The following is a 17959-nucleotide window of genomic DNA, read 5'->3' as shown; positions in this document are numbered from 1 at the left end:
ATGCTCACCGACACTGACTCCCGCCTCACATCCCGCCAGCAGGAACTTCTGGAATACCTGCGCAGCTACCAGCGCACCAACGGCGTCATGCCTTCCACCCGTGACATTCAGCGCCACTTTGGCTTTTCCAGCCAGACGGCAGCGATGAGCCACCTGCGGGCGCTTGAGAAGAAGGGGGTCATCCAGCGGCATGCGCATAAAGCCCGTGCCGTCGTCTTTCCTGAAGACCTGGATCGCGCGGAGATCGTGGACATTCCGGTATTTGGCCAGATTCCCGCCGGCATGGCTGCGGCGGACATGGTGCAGCATGCGGACCGCTGCATCTCGGTGGATGTGAACACGCTGGGCATTCCGCGCACGGCGAAGAGCTTTGCGCTGAAGGTTCGTGGTGAGTCGATGATCGGTGCGCTGATTGGCGATGGAGACATCGTCATTCTTGAAATCCGCGAGCCGAGGCCGCGTGACATCGTGGCCGCGTTGATCGATGGAGAGAGCACCTTGAAGCGGTATCTCATCAAAGATTCCCAGCCTTATCTGCAGGCTGAGAATCCCGAGTTTCCGGACCTGATTCCCGCGCGAGAACTGCTCATCCAGGGCGTGATGATCGGGCTGATCCGGCATGTGCGGCAGGGCTGAGTGGATCAGCCGACGTAGCGCTCGCGCAGGTGCTTGATGTGCCATTTGGCATCTGTCGAAGTGCCAGTGGCTTGGGTGATGATTTCCTGAGGGAGGAAGGCGGCACCCTTGCTATGCACATTTGTGCGGAGCCACTGAAGCAGTGGTGCGTAGTCGCACTTCTCCAGGGCGGAGGAGATTTTCTTCTGCTTCTTGGCTGTGGCGAAAAGCTGGGCGGCATTGAGATTGCCCAGGGTGTAGGTGGCGAAGTAGCCGAGGCCGCCCATGCTCCAGTGAATGTCCTGCAGGCAGCCGCGGCGGTCATCCGGGGGTGTCATGCCGAAGAGTTCGCGGTATTCCTCGTTCCAGACTTTTGGCACGTCCTGCACGGAGAGCTCGCCCTTCACAAGACGGCGCTCGATGCCGAAGCGAAGGAGGATGTGGAGATCGTAGGTGGCCTCGTCCGCCTCGACACGGATGAAGCTGAACTCGCTGCGGAGCATCTCCTTCATGAAGGCCTCCAGCTTCACTTTGCGCAGGTGGGGAAAGAGCTCTTGTGCGCGAGGGAACCACTTTTTCCAGAAGGTGACGCTGCGGCCCACGTGGTTTTCCCAGAGGCGGCTCTGGGATTCGTGGATGCCTAGAGAAGCTGCACTGCCGCTGGGGAGGCCGTAGTCGAGCCCGGGAAGGCCCTGCTCGTAGAGGCCGTGTCCGGCTTCGTGCATGACACCGAAGAGGGAGGAGAGGAAGTCTTTTTCGTCGTAGCGAGTGGTGAGGCGCACATCTCCAGGGCCGAGTGTGGTGCAGAAGGGATGGGCGGTGGTGTCGATACGGCCGGCCTCGAAATCGAAGCCGAGGCTTTGGGCGATTTCGCGGTTTAGGATCTGCTGCTTCTCAATGGGGTAGCGGCCTTTGAGGGTGCCGGGTTTCACCTTGCTGGATCTGGCCACGGCAGCACGGGCGATTTCGGCGAGCTGTGGGCGCAGCTTGGTGAAGAGTGCTGCGACTTCGCGGGTTTTGGCACCACGCTCGTAGAGGTCGAGCAGGGCGTCATAGGGCTCGTCTTCGTAGCCGAAGAGGTCCGCCTTTTTGCGGGCGATGCCGAGCACCTTTTCCAGATGAGGAGCGAACAGGGAGAATTCGGATTTTCCGCGTGCCTCTACCCAGGCGGCCTTGGCGTGGGCGCAGACCTGGCTCTCCTCCTCGACGAGTTTTTGCGGGAGCTTGGTGGCGCGGTCGATGTCCCGGCGCAGGCCGCGGATGTTGGCGGCGTGAGTGGGATTTTCGGCAGGCTCTTTCTCGGCCTGCTCCAGCAGCTTGAGCGTCTTTTTGGAGGTCAGCAGAGAATGGGCCTTGCCGGTGAGGTAGGAGAGCTGACGCGCGCGGTGATCCAGCGCGTGTGCGGGCATGTAGGTTTCCTGGTCCCAGCCGAGCACGGCCTCGGTGGAGGTGAGGAGGGCGATTTCAGAAATGACTTCGCAGAGGGATTGATAGGCGGTGGACATGTGGATGTTCTGGCAGTGGCGTGTGTAGCTGGCAAGCGAAACCACATCGCATAGAATGGTCAGAATCTGCGCTCGAAGATTCTGTGATACGCGTATGTTTTGTCACCATGAGCAGCATGATTCCCCAAGTTTATGATTCGCCGATTTTCCGCATGGCCTGCCAGCAGTTTGATTTGGTGGCCGATTTTTTGGACATTCCTGAAAGCGCCCGTGACCGGCTGAAGATGCCGAAGCGCGCCGTGAGCGTGGCGATGCCGGTGAGGCGTGATGATGGCAGCACGACGGTCTTCATGGGCTACCGTGTGCAGCACCACCTGACGCTGGGGCCGACGAAGGGCGGGGTGCGCTTCCACCCGGACGTGACGCTGGGGGAAGTGGGTGCGCTGGCGATGTGGATGAGCTGGAAGTGCGCGCTCACGGGCCTGCCCTATGGTGGTGCCAAGGGGGGCGTGACGTGCGATCCGCGTGCGCTTTCCATCGGTGAGCTGGAGCGCGTGACGCGGCGCTACACGCAGGAGCTGATTCCGTTCATCGGGCCGCAGATCGACATTCCTGCGCCGGACATGGGCACCAATGAACAGACGATGGCGTGGATGATGGACACGTACTCGCTGCAGACCGGCCACTGCGTGCCAGCGGTGGTGACGGGCAAGCCGGTGGGGCTGGGAGGATCTCTGGGGCGCAAGGAATCGACCGGGCGTGGTGTGGCGTATCTGATCTCGCGAGCGATGGACACGCTGGGCATCAATGCGCAGGGAGCGACTGCGGTGGTGCAAGGCTACGGGAATGTGGGCGGAGTGGCGGCGGCGTCATTGAACCGCATGGGGCTGAAGGTGATCGCGGTGAGCGATGCGTTTGGCGGATTGTACAATCCGAAGGGCATCGACCTGGCGAAGCTGGACGAGCATGTGGCCAAGACGAAGAGCATCGTCGGATTTGATGGAGCGGAAGCGATTACCAACGAGCAACTGCTGACAACTCCATGCGACATCCTGGTGCCTGCGGCGATGGAGCGGCAGATCACCGGAGACAACGCGGCGAAAATCCAGTGTCGCATTCTGGCCGAGGGTGCGAACGGCCCGACGACGCCGGAGGCGGATGCGATCATCGCGAAAAGGCCGGAGATCTTTGTGATCCCGGACATTCTGTGCAACGCGGGCGGAGTGATCGTTTCCTACTTTGAATGGGTGCAGGATCTGCAGAGCTTCTTCTGGGACGAGGGCGAGGTGATGAGCAAGCTCTACCGCATCATGGAGCAGGCCTTTATGCAGACCCTCAATTTCAGCCGCAAGCGGAACGTGAGCATGCGCTTTGCAGCGCTGAGCCTGGGCATCCAGCGGGTGCACGAGGCGAAGCAGATGCGTGGGCTGTTTCCGTGATGGGATGATGGCTTGGATGCCAATCTATCGTTCGGAAATTCTGAACGGGCTGGCCACCGTCTCACGTTTTACTGCATGATCTCCGTCGGGCATTCCGGCAGGGAGGCAAGGAAGGCGCGGCCGTAGGGCTTGGTGAGGATGCGGTTGTCAAGGATGGCGCAGATGCCTTTGTCGGTGGCGGTGCGGATGAGGCGGCCGACGCCCTGGCGGAGCTTGAGGATGGCCTCGGGCACGCTGTATTCGGTGAAGGGATTGAGGCCCTGTGCTTCGAGGTGCTCGATGCGCGAGGCAGTGAGCGGGTGGTCCGGCACGGCGAAAGGCAGGCGGGTGATGATGACGTTGCTGAGGGCTTCGCCGGGGACGTCCACGCCGGTCCAGAAGCTGTCGGTGCCGCAGAGGACGCTGTGGGTGTCGTTTTTGAACTCGGCGAGCATTTGATGGCGGGGCATGCCGCGGCCTTGGACGAGCAGACGCCAGCCGCGCTTGTCGCAGTGGGCTTCGAGCTTGTCGGCCAGCGAGGTCATCTGGCTGTAGCTGGTGAAAAGGATGAAGGCGCGACCGCTGCTGAGATCGACGAAATGAGTGATCCAGTGCTCGAGCTTTTCAAGGTAGCCGGGATCGGAGGGCTGCGGCATTTTCTTGAGCAGATAGAGCTTCATCTGCTTTTTGAAATCGAAGGGGCTTTCGATGCAGGCTGCGCGGGCGTCCTCGGCGCCGACGCGGTTGCGGAAGTAGTTCAACTCCGAGTCGTCGCCGATTCCGAGGGTGGCGCTGGTGAAGACGCAGGCCTTGTGGCTGCTGAAGAAAATCTGCTTCAGGCGGGGTGCCACATCCACAGGGGCGGTGTGGAAGGAGACGATGCGGTTTTCATGGCTGGTGCGCTCGACCCAATGGACATGGTCTTCGTTTTCCTGATCGAGGAAGGCCTTGATGCCGACGCGGATGCTGGTGAGACGTTTGGAGAGGTCCAGGAGTTCGAGCTTGGTGCCTTCGCGGTCCACGGCATCGCCGGCTTTTTGAGCGCGCAGGGAAAGGCGCTGGAGCGGCAGGCTTAGGGTGTCTTCGATGAGGCCGGCTTCGCGGACGCGGAACTCGCGACCGAGGGCGTTGAATTTGCAGGCGGCTTCAGCTTCGCGGAAAAAGGTGTCCACGTTGTCGAGGGTCTGCAAAACTTCGCGAATGCCGTCTTTGTCGCCGAGCAGCTGGAAGAAGCCCTTGCGGGTTTTGGGGTTGTGAAGGCGGCCGAGCTCGAACTTGATGTTGGACTCGCTGATGTGGAGGCCGAAGGCGCGCGCGGCGACGTTCTCAATAGTGTGGGCCTCGTCGAGGATGACGAAGTCGCGCGGGAAGAGGAAGTTGCAGTCCTCGGCGGTGGTTTCGTCTGCGGAGGCCAGCAGTGTGAAGAAGAGCGTGTGATTGAGCACGACGACATCTGCCTGCTCCATGCGGCGTCGGACGTCCTGATACCAGCAGCGGCTGCCGGGCGGGCAGCGGCGGGGAGTGCAGGCGTGGGGCTCGCTGCAGACGAGGGACCAGACGCGGGCGCTGGGGGTAAAGTCGAGATCGCTGAGGGTGCCGTCCTCGGTCTCCGCCACCCAGTCGAGAAGCATCTTCAATTCGCCGGCTTCGGAGGTGGAGAAGAGGTCGGCGGATTCATTGAGGGCGCGCTTGAGGCGGGTGGGGCAGATGTAGTTGCCGCGGCCTTTGAGGATCTCGGCGTGGAAATTGCCCACCAGTTGCCGGACGATGGGGATGTCCTTGGAAATGAGCTGCTCCTGCAGATTGATGGTGTGGGTGCAGATGATGGCCTTGCGCTTTTGCTCCAGGGCAAAGGTGACGGCTGGAACGAGGTAGGCGAGGGATTTGCCGACGCCGGTGGCGGCTTCGCAAACGAGGGCGTGGTTGCCATCCAGCGCGGCACCGACGAGTTCGGCCATGCGCTGCTGCTGCGGGCGGTACTCAAACTGCGGGGAGGCGGCCATCCTGCCCTCGGTGGAGAAAGCATGGTGCATGCGCGGCGCGAGAGGGGGCCGCGAGATGCGGCCTGTCATTCCTTCTTCGTGATCTTCGGCGACGTGAAACATGCAGGGGGAGTGTGATAGCAGAGAGCGCCGGGCTCAGGGCAACGGGCTTTTTAGGACAAGGCTCATTTTTTACGCTCGAACCAGATGACCTGGAGGCCCAGCTTTTCGGCGAACGCACGACCTTCTAGGGGGCCTAGAACAAGAAGCGCAGTAGCGTAGCCGTCTGCCAGGGCAGCGCTGGCGTGAATGACACTGACGGAGGCGAGGGAGTGGGCAATGGGGCTGCCGGTGCGTGGATCGAGGATGTGGGCGTATTCCTGGCCGCCGACCATGAAGTGCTGGCGGTACACGCCGCTGGTGGCGATGGACTGGTCTTTGAGCAGCAGTGTTTGAGCGGTCTCTCCGGGCGGTGCGGCCGGTGTTTGAACGCCGACGCGCCACTCGCCCCGGGCGAGGACTTCGCCGCCGATTTCGAGGAGGAAGTCATGCATGCCTAAGGACCCCAGGTGCTGTGCCAGGTGGTCCAGCGCCCAGCCTTCAGCCACGGCGCTGACATTGATGCGCATTGCCTGGATGTCTTTGCGGAGTGCCGGGGGATCGTGGCGGGTGTGGAGGTGCTGCCAACCAGAGACGGCCTTGGCAGCGGCGATTTCTTCTGATGACGGATACGTGGTGCGCCTGCTCTTGGAGCCGAAGCCCCAGAGGTCAATAAGTGGGGCGAGGGTGATGTCGAGAGCGTGGCCGGTGTTGGCGCTGATGCGTTGTGCGAGTTCCACGACTTCGACGAGCTCGGAGGGGACGGGCAACCAGTCGGTGCTGACGGAGGCATTGAAGCGGGAGACGGCGGAGTCAGGCTGCCAGTGGCTGAGAATGGACTCCCAGCGGTCGAGAGTCTGCTGGAGATCCTGTACAGCGGGCAGGTGCGAACCGGGATGCACGCGCAGGCTCCAGGTGGTGCCCATGGTGTGCCCCCCCACTGTGGAGGGGCTTTCACGTGAGCAGCCGCAGAGAAGCAGGAGCAGAAAAGCGAAACGCATGAGTGAGAGAAAGTGAAGAGGAGTATCGTTTGAGCCAGCACGATGAATTTGACCTCCGTTTCCCGCCGCCGCGCCATTCAGACACTGTTTTGTTCCTCTGCCGCGATGGCTCTGAACCTGCGTCCTGACTCTGCTGCCGCAGAAGTGGGCAAAGAGGGATTGCACATGCTCATGATTGGCGATTTTGGCACGGGCGGTGTGGATCAGGTCAAGGTGGCGGGAGCGATGCAGAAGTTCGTGACTGCCAACGGCATCAAGCCTGAGGGACTGCTGCTGCTGGGGGATAATTTTTATGGCCCTGTCAAAGATGGATTTGCGGTGAACTCCCCTCGCTGGCAGAACGACATCGAGAACATGTACCCCCGGAGTGTTTTCCCGGGGCCCATGTGGAGCGTGCTGGGAAATCACGACTACCATGACAATCCAGGCGGAGAGAAGGTGCAGCTGGCCTATGCGGCGCAGCAGGGGGTGCGCTGGAAGATGCCGGGCAAGTGGTACCGCTTTGACCTGGGGCCTGCGGCCAGTCCGCTGGTGACGTTCATCTGCCTTGATACCAATTTCAGCTCCATCGCAGGTGGTGTGGACAAAAAAACAAAAAAGCCGCGAGGCTCTCTCTCGGTAGCTGAGGAGAGGGAGCAACTGGCCTGGCTCCAGTCAGAAGTGGCCAAGCCACGCGCTCCGTTTACCATCGTGGTGGGGCATCACCCGCTTTATTCCAATGGTGATCATGGCGATACCAAAGCTCTGATTGCCCAATGGGAGCCGCTTTTCCAAAAGCACCGGGTGCATGCGTATCTCTGCGGGCACGACCATGACCTGCAGCATCTCGAGCTTGCTGGGCGCTTTACGACCCACCTGCTTTCAGGCGGCGGCGGGGCGAGGACGCGCAAGCTGGATGGCAAACACCAGGTGCCCTTTGGCCAGGATGTCCATGGGTTTACTCACCTGCACATCGCGGCACAGGCTCTCACTTTCACCCATTACTCTGCGGATGGGGGTGCTCTCCACACGGTGACAAAGCTGCTTGATGGCAGCTTCAGGCTGGCATGATCACTTGTAGCCGGTGACCATTGCGCAGGGGACGGTCTTCCGCTTGCCCTGCTCTGTCTGGTGAATTGCGATCATATACATGCCGGTTTTCTTGGGCTTGTAGAAAAGCACAAAGCCCCAGCCGTCGAGCACGGGTAAAATGTCACCAGAGGGCTTGCCTTCCAGGTCCAGAACTGCGCCAGTGATGTACACGCCGGATTTTTTGGGTGTCGCTATGCAAAAGCAATACTCATTGCCCTTGAACAGCTGCATGCGGGTGGCTTTGCCGAGCTTGGGCTCGAGGAGGTAGGTTTTGACCTCGGCGCGGATGTTGTAGCCTTCGGCTTCCTGGTCATAAGCCAGGGCGCTGGCGGCTTTTTCGGCGTCTTCATTGTCGTCCGCCCGCAGAAAGGTCGCAGGCGCCAGCAGCATCAAAATGCTGAGGGCAAGGAAGACAAAGGGGGATGGGGCAGCTGGAGTGCGCATGACACAGGGGGCGGAGAAATTTCATTCTCACACGCGAACATAGCCGTTGCATCAGGAAAATCCCAAGATTCTGTGCTGTTGTTCGTGCCCCTCTTGGTTTTACGAATATTTACTCCCCTCAATCCCCCCTCTCTTATTCATGGCCTCAGTAGTTTTTTACATGGAGGACGGCACAACGCTCGTTCACAAGTTGGAAAGTGATGTTGCCACGACCATAGGCAGGCACCCTGACAACGATGTCGTGCTCACCTGCCCATCTTCTTCGGGGCGGCACGCGGTCATCAAGGTGTCAGAAAGCGGGGTTTATGTGCAGGATCTTGGCTCAAGCAATGGCACCCGTGTCAACGGTGCGGAGATCGAGGAGGCGCTGCTCAAAGATGGTGATCGCGTGGGTTTTGGGGATGTACAATCCGTTTTCTACGCAGGCGATGCACCTTCTGTGCTCGAAGAAAAGCCAGTCGCGGCCCCCCGGCTGTCCAGTTCCCTGCCGCCGCCAGCGCCCATCAATGCCGATCCCTCACGCCCTGCTGCTGCAGCGGCCAAGCCGTTGCCTGCCGGACGCCCCTTGAGCCCGGTGCGGCGCGCTTATGGCAAACCTGCCGCCGGCAGCTACCCGGACACCTCCGAAAGTGGCTGCATGACCGGCATCATCGTCACAGGCATGTTTGTCATCGCCTTTGTCGTTGGGCTGGCAATGCGTCACTCAAAAGAAATGAACGGCAACCTGTTTGAAGATTTGAAGGACAAGGCCTTCGGCTCCATGCCCAAAATTAAAATCGAACGCAAAGCAGAATAACGTTTTTTAAAGGGGGCGCCTGTAGCTGTCACACCGGTTGTGCCAGCCGGCGAGCCAGCGCTGTTCACGGCGGTCCGGGGGGGCGTTTTCAACCCGGCGGCTGAGCACACGCTTGGCGGCAGCAGCAAACTCCCCGGGTAGTTGCGACGTTGTTTTTGCTTGCGGCATGTCTTCCAGGACCTGCAACAGGCCCCATCCCTCATTATGGTAACGCTCTGTCGGGCTGGTGCCTTCGCCTTTGAAATTCACGTAGTCGATCAGACAGAACGTGCCTTCAGGGGTTTGTTTCAATCCCTCAAAGGCCTGTTGCACGCGCGCTGGTTTTTTTGACTGTGCCAGCATCTTGGGTAGCGCGGCCTCCATTCGGATGATGATAAATTCCGTCTGCTGCCTGACCGTGTTGCTGAGAATTTTGCGCAGTTCCTTCTGGCGTTCCCCATTCCTGTCAGCATCGAAGGCCGCCTTGGTTGGCCATGGGCAGGCACCTCGTGCCCATGCAGGTGTGGCTATGCCACGGGCTTCCAAAAAAGACATCAAAGGTGGAAAACTTTCGGAAAAACGATCATTGTATCCCTGTGGGTACCAAATGAAATGACCTATTCCTAATGAGGCAAAACCCTCGCCTCCATTCCAGCTAGTCAGTCCTGCCAGCGTGCCACCACACTCGTTTTGCCAGATTCTTTGCCCCACGCGGTCCATTTGACCTGGTGATAGACGCGTGCCCGGGCTCGTGCTGGTCGCCGGAACTTCAGCGCACCCTTCCAAACTGCTCAAAACCAGCACCAGAACGCTGAAATATTTGATGAAACGCGTGGCTTTCATATTTTAGAAATCTTAAATGATGCTGTGCAATCGGAGTGGTTTTTGTAACAATAGGTTCTCCGCGCATCTTCCCTATCGACTGATTTCATTAAGTTTGATTCACTTATTTTCCACCCTTATTCTTCAGACCCTTCAGTCCTTTCTGCGCGTCCGGCATGCCGTATCTGGCCTTCAATCTCAATGATGGAAATGAGTTCGTCTTCGACATCCTCGAGGAGCGGCTGTCCATCGGACGTGAAGCCAGCAACGACATTGTCATCGACAATACATTCATTTCCAGCTTTCATGCAGAGTTTATTCGGCAGCCTGACGGCGGCTATGAGATCGTCGATTTGAAGTCGTCGAACGGAACATTTGTCAATGGCAGGCGTGTGGAGCGTTTCCGGGTCAAAGGAGGTGACCGGATCATGTTCGGCCAGCTGGAAAGCCGCTTTCGTGAGCGGGCTCCAAAAGGGCTTGCTTCCGATGGGGGGTCCAAGTCCGTGGCTGCCTCCAAAGGGCAGCCGAGCCGCACTGACGGCAAAAAGGGGGACACCGAAAGCATCCCAGCAAGAGACAAGGACGGGCTTCCAAATACCAGCGCGGAAACCGGCAAAATCGAGGTCACCAAGCCTGTGGTGCAGAGGATCTCCGCCGATGCCCTGCGTTCACCAGGCGGGAGTGCGCCTCCAGTTGCATTGATCCCAAAGCCAACCGCGATCGAGTCTCCGGCGAATGCGCCCACACCGGCGGTTTCCAAAGAGGGGGGCGAGATGAGCAGCGAGGTCCGCGCTCTGGAGGCCACGCTCGCAGCCCGACGCAAAGAACTCACCCAGACCCAGGCCGAGATTAACGGGTTCAAAAGCGAACTCGAAAAATTGAAGGGCCAGGTGCAGAGCGCACGGACGCAGGTGGAAAACGCGAAAGCAGACGCAGGCAAGCTCGACGCCAGACGCCGTGATCTGGGCAATCTGGAGAGCAAGCTGGAATCAACCCGCACGCTTGTCACCAAAGCTGAGGAGGATCTGGGCACCGCGCAGAAAAGCCTGCAAGCTCTGCACGCAGAAGCTGAAAAGCAGCGCAAAGACCGTGAAGCCGTGACTGCCAGGCTCCTGGCTGAGGAGTCGGCCGCGAAGGAGAAAGTGGCGTCCATCAACCAGCTCCTTGCTGCAGCGCAGAAATCAGAAGCTGATCTGGAAGTGCAGCGCAGCGCTCAGCTGCAGACGCTGGATGCCCAGCTCGCGGCCAAGACGACGGAACTGGCAAAAGTTCAGGCAGACCTTGCCCTGGCGCAGGGCAGCCTCACTTCACAGCAGGCTGCTTTGGACAAAACCGCCGAAGAAGCGAGGGCTCGTGAGAGTGCCACGGCTAAGCTTGCTGCGGAGAAACGCTCTGCCGAGCTTCAAGATCTTGAGGTTCAGCTCGAAAACCGGCGTGCCGAACTGCAGAAAGCTCAGCAGGAGCTGGAGAAGGTCCAGACGGATCTCGCAGACCATAAAGATCAGCTTCAAAAGACCGCCTTGGAGGCATCCACTCGTGAAGCCGCTGTCGCCAGGCTCATCTCTGATGAAGCGGCCACGGCAAAAAAACTCGGCGAGCTTCATGAACAGGTCAGCAGCGCGGAAACAGTAGTCCGGCGACTTGTTTCTTTGCAGGCCGATACGCACAAAAGCGAAGCAGAGAAGCATATCAAGCGCAGCGGCGAACTGCACAGACTGGATCAGCAGTTCGAGAAGCAGACAGCCGAGCTGAAAAAAACCCAGACAGATCTGGCGAAAGCTCAAGGCGATCTTACGGCACAGCAAAATGTGCTCAGGCTGGCTACGGAAGATGCAAAAGCTCGTGAAGCCACCGTGACAAAACTGGCTGAGGATGAGAGCGCCGCCTCGCAAAAGCTGGCCGGTTTGCAAAAGCAGATTGGTGAAGCGGATGCCGAGGTCAGAAGACTGGCGCTCTTGCAGGCCGATGCACAAAAATCCGAAGCCGAGCAGCACAGCAAACGTGGGGCCGAACTGCAGGATCTCGACAGGCAGCTGGACTCCAGGCGTGCTGATCTGGCAAACCTCAAGGCCCAGTGTGAAGCCAGGCAGAATGAAGCCGACGCCGTCAATGCGGCCCTGGCCAAGGCCGAGCAACAGCTTCAGCAGGCACAGACTCAGATCGCACAGCTGGGTGGCGAGGAGAAGGCCATCATCGCGAGAGTCAGCGGGCTGCGCGGCAATGAAGACCGCCTCAATGCACTGACACAGACCCTGGCGCAGATGGAAAGCCAGCGAGGCTTGCTGGACACCGCCATCAGCGCTCTGCTTGGCAGGCAGCAGTCCCATGAGGCTGATGCCAGCAGCGCCGAACAGCGCATGAAGGATGTTCGTGCCCGGTTGTCCGAGCTTGAGCAGCAGCATCTTGCCGCTGAGCAGCAGCTCACGATTCTGAATGCCAGGAAGTCGGAAGCGGAAGCCGGCTTTGCCAGCCAGGAGAAGGAGGCGCTGGCAAAACTAGCAGACATTGACCGGCAGGCCAGGGACACGCGAAAGCTGGATGAAGCACAGAGACTGGAGGCAGAGAAACGCAAGGGCGACCTTGATGCGCAGATCGCTGAACGCGGAACACGTCTTGGCGAGTTGCAGGCGCAGGTGAAGGGGCTTGAAGACAAGGCGGCGGATATCACCAACAAGCTCGACGATCTTGCCTCGACGGATTCGAAGCTCAAAGACACCACGGATGCACTGAAGGCGGTCGAATCGCACAAGGCCGAGGTTGTGGCAGCTGTCGCGGCTTTGGTAAAAGATCGCGATGAACGCACTCGTGAGCTGCTCGCCGCCACGGAGCACGGGCGTGCTCAGGCGCTGCTCACACAGACGCTCATCCAGCGTCGGGAGAATTTAGAAAAGGAGGTGCGCCTCATCGAGGAGCAGCAGGCCGAACTCTCCCAGTCCATGGGCCGGCTTCGCGAGCAGGTGCGGGCGGCCGAAGCCGAACTCAAGGAGCGCGAGTCCAGGCTGGCGGCGGCAGAGCAGCGCACCAAAAATCTCGAAGAAACCGCAGCCTCTGCCGAGCAGCAGTTTAAAACTCTGCAGGCAGAGCACAGCAAGGTCGCTGAGCAGCTGGCACTTGCCAATAAAGATCTCGAGCAATCGGCTGCCTCCGCCATCGAAAGGAAAAAAGAGGCTGCCTCTGCCGCAGCCGCCGCTGAGAAAAGCTCGCAGCAGCACCTCATGCTGGTGGAAAAAATCAGCGGGTTGGAGGCTGCCATCGCCACGCTCACGACGGCCCACGCCAGCACTCAGCAAAAGCTGTCCGCAGCGGAAACGGACCATCAAAATCTGCAAGACCGTCTGATCGGACGGCAGAAAGAAATTGCTGCTGCCGAAACCCGCGTGGCCGAGCTCACGCAGCAGACTGCGGGTCTCGAAGACCGCCTGAAAGAGCTGGCGACTGCGAACAGGCAGAACGCCGAGCTCAATGCTGCGATTGCTCTCGCCACGCAGGAAAGAGACAAGCTTCAATCTGAAACACAGCGCATCACCAAGGAAAGGGCCGAGCTCGAATCGGTGCTGCCAGATCTTCGAGGCCATGTGACGCAGACCCGTGCCGAGGCAGACAATTTGAAGGCAGAGCTTGCGGCCCTGATCAAGGAACGTGATGCAGCCGCAGCTACGCTGAAGGAATCAGTTGAACAGCGCAAGGCTGCCGATGCCTCCGTTGAGGCTCTGCGCGTTGAAATGGCCAATCTCGACAAGATACTGGGTGACAGACGCGCCAACCTTGAAGCCGAGACTAAGTCCAAGCTCGCGGAGGTGAACGCTGCTGAAACACGGCTCAAAGGCGTGCAGGAGCGGATCGCATCTGCTGAGAAGAGGCTGGCTGAGCTGGCCGGGGTGGATGAACGCATCATCACAGCCTCCAAGACTCTCAAAGACACCGAAGCGCAGCGGCAGGCGGAAGAAAGAACCTTGGCGGAACTGACCCGCAATCAGGACAGGCTGAAGAAGGAGTGCGCTGCTCTCGAGGCATCATTGAAGACGGAAAATGCGAGGCTCTTGGAGCTGACCAAGGCTGTCAAAACCAATGAAACCAGGGCTGCGGACGCTGAGAAACGTGTGGAAAAGGCCGCAGCCGCTCAGCAGGCGGCCGAACAAAAACGCGCAGAGGCAGATGCCGCTGCAGAGAAGGCACGTGCGGAAGAAAAGAACCTGAGAAAACAAATTCCAGCGCTGACCACCGAACTCGCTGGCATCCAGGCGCAGTTGGTAAGTGTCACCAAGGAGCGAGAGGAGGCTTCTCAGTTCGTTACGCGCCTGAACGTCACCACTGACGGCCAGAACAAAAAGCTGTCCGAGTTGCAGCAGCAGATTACCCAGCTGGAAGAGGCCCATAAAGTCAGGGAAGAACGGGTGATGAAGGCACAGGCGGAAGTGGACAGGGAATCCGCACGCCTGAAGTCAGCGCAGGAGCAGTCTCGTGCTGCGGAGTTGCAGCTCGGTGAACTGGAAAAAGAGGTCAAGGACGCAAGGCTGAGATCCGACGCCGCAAAGAAAGATGCAGCTGCGATCGAGGGAGAGCTGCGACAGCGTCTCGACCGGGTGCAGAACCTCAAGGCAGATGAGGAACGGCTGCTCAAGGTCATGGAGACCCAAAAACTTGAGCTGGCAGAGGCTGACCAGTCTCACAAGGAGCTGCAAACCAAGATCGATGCGCGGAAGACCGAGCTGAGTGAGTATCTTAACGTCGGTGGCAGGGTTCTGGGGCTGGGCCAGGCACTTGCGGGGCTGGAATCCCGCCAGACGGAGATCAACAAGTCCTTGCGCAGTGCTTCGGAGGAAGATTTGGCGATTCAGATCAAGCTCAACGCCGCCCAGGAGGCGCTAAACCGCGAAGCTTCGCGCGCTGAGCAGGCGCGCAAGGATCGTGAGGCTGCCGAGTCCGAATTCAAGAGATTCAGTGCCGATATCCAGAAGCAGGCTGCAGTTTTGCAGAACTATGAACTGGAGCAGAAGAAGCGTATTGCCGAACTGGAAAAGCGCATCACCGACCTCGGTGCCACACACCAGCGTGCTGCGGGCCAGATTGACGAAACAAAGGCTGAACTGGTCCGGCTGGAAGGCAAAAAACAAGAATTTGCCCAGGCGGAGGCCCAGCTGAAGCACTGGCAGGAGATCGAAAAACGTCTGCGAGGCCAGCTCGTCGAGCTGGAGGAAAAACATGAAATCATGCGCCGGGGGCTGCCGACGGAGGAGAGCACGGTGGTCATGTTTGCCAACGACATCATCAAGCGCATCGATCTGATCGACGCACTGGTGGCCCGCTATGTCGCGTCAAACGGCAGCGATGTGCCGCAGCAGCTTTTGACTCTGCGTGCCTCATTTGAGGACATTTTGCACCAGCATGGTGTGACCGAATTTGATGTGTCCCCCGGCACCGAAGTGGACATTGAACTGCGCAAACGAATCGCCGTGGTAGATTCACTGCCGGGCAAATCCAAGCCGCGCGTCACCGAAAGCTGCCGCTCTGGTTTTATCTTCTCGCGTGGCGAAGGACACGAGATTATCCTGCGGAAAGTGGAGGTCCGAACCTCCAGCCAGTAGCCCGCCTTCTGGAACCCTTTTACACTCATTGTTATGGCTCAATACGTTGGAATCGACCTTGGCACCACCCTTTCGGGGCTGGCCTACCTCAAACCTGATGGCAATCCTGAAATCGTGCCAAATGCGGATGGCGAGCGCCTGACCCATTCCGTGGTGTTCTTTGATTCGCATGAGGATGTGAAGCTCGTCGGCAGCGCGGCCCGCGACGGTGGTGAGCCTGACCGCACCATTTTCCAGATCAAACGCCACATGGACGACCCCGAGCATCTGGTGGAAATCGACGGCAAGAAGTGGACGCCTGCAGAGATATCGGCGTTGATTCTTTCCAAGCTGAAGCGCGACTGCTCCAAGATCTGCGGAGATATCAATGAGGTGGTGATCACCGTGCCGGCGAACTTCAACGAGCTGGCGCGCAAGAGCACCATTGCAGCTGCTGAGATGGCCGGCATGAAGGTGAAGCGCCTGGTGAACGAGCCGACGGCGGCGGCGGTCTATTACGCGCACTCCCAGGGGGTGAAAGGCCGCATTCTGGTGTTTGACCTGGGCGGCGGCACGCTGGACACAACCATTCTGGAGGTTGAGGGGGACAACATCAAGATCCTGACCTCCGAGGGGGCAAGACATCTCGGTGGAAGCAACTTTGACGACATCCTGCTGGCGGCCTATGAGGAGCAGTACAAGAAGCAGACAGGTGCTGCGCTCTACAGTGACGAGCGGCACCGCCGCCGCGTCCTGCAGGCCACGGAGGACGCGAAAAAAATGCTCTCCAAGCTCCAGCGTGTGAACGACACCGTGGCCAACGACCAGAACAGCGGCATTGCCCGCATCGACCTGAGCCGTGACCATTTCGAGAAGATGATCCGCCACATGCTTACCCGCTCCATCTTCCTGGTGGAGCAGGCGCTGGACTCCGCGAAGCTGAAGACCTCCGACATTGACCACGTCGTGCTGGTGGGCGGTTCGACGCGCATTCCCAAGGTGAAATCCATGCTCGAGAAGATGTTTGGCAAGACCCCCAAATCATGCGGCAACGTTGATGAGTGTGTTGCCTTGGGGGCTGCGCTTTTTGCCAAAAAATCGGCACGCATTCAGGAGGTGTGCAATGCGAGCTATGGCACCCTGGCGATGGTTTACAATGCGAAGACAAAAGAGGAGAAGCTCATGAACTCCATTGTCATCCCCAAGAACACTCCCATTCCCTGCTCGCGCACCCAGGTTTATCAGACCTCGGAGGACAACGAGCGGGTGATCGAGGTGGACATCACGCAGGGAGAGGATGAAGACGCGAAGTTTGTCGATGTCATCGGCCGTCTGACACTGGAAGTGCCGCCGAACCGCCCGAAGGGCTGCGAAGTGGCCGTGACCTTCAGCTACGATGAGAACCAGCGCGTGCGCGCCCTGGTGGTGGACAAGCAGTCCGGCCGCAGCAAGGAAGTCGCCGTGACCTACAGAGGCGCGGGTGTTCTCTCTGAGGAAGAGCTGAAACGCCGCAGTCATCATCTTCGCAGTATGCGCATCGAGTAACCACCAGCACTGAAGGAACCCAACGCCATGTTCAAGATCCTTAAATCTCTCTCCAAATCCCTGGGGGGCAGCAAGTCTGTTGAAGCCAAGCCTGTGGCCAAAGAGGCCAGCCTGCTTGACAAGGTCAACAAGGGGGCTCCCGTGACCGGCAAAGCTCTGCCACCCAAAAGCCCGGAAGAGCTCTGCGGCATCACGCCCAAGATGCCCAAAGAGGAAATCAAGGCCCGGCTGAAGATGCTCTTCCGTCGTTACAACCGCAGCGCCTCCAGCCTTGATGCCAAACTGCGTGGCGAGGCAGATCAGATGCTTGATGCCATTGTGCAGATGCGTGAGAAGCACTTCGGCGAGATTTGAGCCTTTCGTTCACCTCCTGGATGGATTGAGGGCATGAAGCTGGATCGCCGCATCGCAAGCCATCTGTCCATGGGGCGCCAGGCGGCGCATCGTGCCATCGCCGCCGGACGGGTAAGGGTTAACGGAGTCCGTGTGACAGATGGGCATTGCCCGGTGGACCGCTTCACCCGGGTCGAACTGGACGATGCTGTCATCCAGGCCCCCGAGCGTGTGCTCCATCTCATGATGCACAAGCCCGTGGGCATTCTCAGCGCCACGAAGGATGACGAGCATCGCACCGTGTTGGATTTGATAGATGATCCCGACAAACACACGCTGCACATTGCCGGGCGGCTGGACCGCAGCACCTCGGGTTTGGTTCTGCTGACAAACGACGGTCGCTGGTCAAAACGGCTGATGACTGCAGAGGAGAAAGTGCCCAAGGTCTATCTGGTGGAAACCCTTGATCCGATATCCCCGGCTGCGGTGGCGGCTTTTGCACACGGTTTTTATTTCCATACCGAGGACATCACCACGCTGCCTGCGGAACTCGTCATTTTAGACGAGCGACAGGCGCGTCTCACACTGCATGAAGGGCGCTACCATCAGGTGAAGCGCATGTTTCACAGAGTTGGCAATCGTGTCGTACGGCTGCATCGGGAGCGCATAGGCACGCTGGTTTTGCCCCCCGATCTGCCACCGGGGGCATGGCGGGAGTTGACGCATGATGAGGTGGATGCCGCAGCAGATGCCGGTTGAGTGCTAAGCCAGAACGGGATTCTGGCAGTTGTTTTGTTTTTCAAAAAATCCAGCTTTCGCAGATGAATTTCACCCCTTAATCTCTT

General features: G+C 59.2%; 13 protein-coding genes. 8 read left to right on the top strand and 5 right to left on the bottom strand.

The features are described from left to right. The gene (lexA, locus tag ACFQDI_RS14645; protein ID WP_377168013.1) at positions 1-636 is read left to right on the top strand and encodes a transcriptional repressor LexA; all 636 of its coding nucleotides are present in this window, start codon (positions 1-3) and stop codon (positions 634-636) included. 5 nt (positions 637-641) lie between these two features. Here the strand turns inward: lexA and ACFQDI_RS14640 are convergent, their stop codons facing one another. After that, positions 642-2120: a carboxypeptidase M32 gene (locus tag ACFQDI_RS14640; protein ID WP_377168011.1), complete on the bottom strand. Its 1479-nt coding sequence runs from the start codon at positions 2118-2120 to the stop codon at positions 642-644. Positions 2121-2236: 116 nt separating this feature from the next. Here ACFQDI_RS14640 and ACFQDI_RS14635 point away from each other — a divergent pair, with 116 nt between their 5' ends. Then, positions 2237-3499, top strand: coding sequence for a Glu/Leu/Phe/Val family dehydrogenase (locus ACFQDI_RS14635; protein ID WP_377168616.1), 1263 nt, complete (start codon positions 2237-2239; stop codon positions 3497-3499). Between the two features lie 68 nt (positions 3500-3567). Here ACFQDI_RS14635 and ACFQDI_RS14630 read toward each other — a convergent pair whose 3' ends face one another. Both ACFQDI_RS14630 and ACFQDI_RS14625 read right to left on the bottom strand, forming a co-directional pair. Further along, complete coding sequence (locus tag ACFQDI_RS14630) at positions 3568-5583, bottom strand: ATP-dependent DNA helicase (RefSeq protein WP_377168009.1); 2016 nt, start codon at positions 5581-5583, stop codon at positions 3568-3570. Positions 5584-5645: 62 nt separating this feature from the next. Continuing rightward, on the bottom strand, positions 5646-6560 hold the full coding sequence (locus ACFQDI_RS14625; RefSeq protein ID WP_377168007.1) for an FAD:protein FMN transferase: 915 nt from the start codon (positions 6558-6560) through the stop codon (positions 5646-5648). A gap of 42 nt (positions 6561-6602) precedes the next feature. On the opposite strand from ACFQDI_RS14625, the gene ACFQDI_RS14620 reads away from it, so the two are divergent. Further along, the gene (locus ACFQDI_RS14620) at positions 6603-7610 is read left to right on the top strand and encodes a metallophosphoesterase (RefSeq protein WP_377168005.1); all 1008 of its coding nucleotides are present in this window, start codon (positions 6603-6605) and stop codon (positions 7608-7610) included. Here ACFQDI_RS14620 and ACFQDI_RS14615 read toward each other — a convergent pair whose 3' ends face one another. Further along, positions 7611-8075: a hypothetical protein gene (locus tag ACFQDI_RS14615; protein WP_377168003.1), complete on the bottom strand. Its 465-nt coding sequence runs from the start codon at positions 8073-8075 to the stop codon at positions 7611-7613. It abuts the gene before it with no gap. Positions 8076-8121: 46 nt separating this feature from the next. On the opposite strand from ACFQDI_RS14615, the gene ACFQDI_RS14610 reads away from it, so the two are divergent. Next, entirely contained in the window at positions 8122-8871 is a 750-nt protein-coding gene (locus ACFQDI_RS14610; RefSeq protein ID WP_377168001.1) for an FHA domain-containing protein, read from the top strand. A gap of 6 nt (positions 8872-8877) precedes the next feature. On the opposite strand, the gene ACFQDI_RS14605 is transcribed toward ACFQDI_RS14610, so the two are convergent. Next, entirely contained in the window at positions 8878-9693 is an 816-nt protein-coding gene (locus tag ACFQDI_RS14605; protein WP_377167999.1) for a hypothetical protein, read from the bottom strand. A gap of 155 nt (positions 9694-9848) precedes the next feature. On the opposite strand from ACFQDI_RS14605, the gene ACFQDI_RS14600 reads away from it, so the two are divergent. Genes ACFQDI_RS14600 through ACFQDI_RS14585 form a run of 4 tightly spaced genes read left to right on the top strand, consistent with a single transcriptional unit; the run spans position 9849 to position 17873 of the window. Further along, complete coding sequence (locus ACFQDI_RS14600) at positions 9849-15257, top strand: FHA domain-containing protein (protein WP_377167997.1); 5409 nt, start codon at positions 9849-9851, stop codon at positions 15255-15257. A 33-nt stretch (positions 15258-15290) separates the two neighbouring features. Next, complete coding sequence (locus ACFQDI_RS14595; protein WP_377167995.1) at positions 15291-16781, top strand: Hsp70 family protein; 1491 nt, start codon at positions 15291-15293, stop codon at positions 16779-16781. Positions 16782-16808: 27 nt separating this feature from the next. Beyond that, positions 16809-17135 carry a hypothetical protein gene (locus ACFQDI_RS14590; RefSeq protein ID WP_377167993.1) on the top strand — a complete coding sequence of 109 codons (327 nt, stop codon included), beginning with the start codon at positions 16809-16811 and terminating at the stop codon, positions 17133-17135. Positions 17136-17168: 33 nt separating this feature from the next. Next, entirely contained in the window at positions 17169-17873 is a 705-nt protein-coding gene (locus ACFQDI_RS14585; protein ID WP_377167991.1) for a pseudouridine synthase, read from the top strand. Positions 17874-17959 lie beyond the last annotated feature (86 nt).

This window comes from Prosthecobacter fluviatilis (assembly GCF_042655725.1).
Taxonomy (GTDB): domain Bacteria; phylum Verrucomicrobiota; class Verrucomicrobiia; order Verrucomicrobiales; family Verrucomicrobiaceae; genus Prosthecobacter; species Prosthecobacter fluviatilis.
This window is presented reverse-complemented; position numbering and strand designations above follow the sequence as displayed.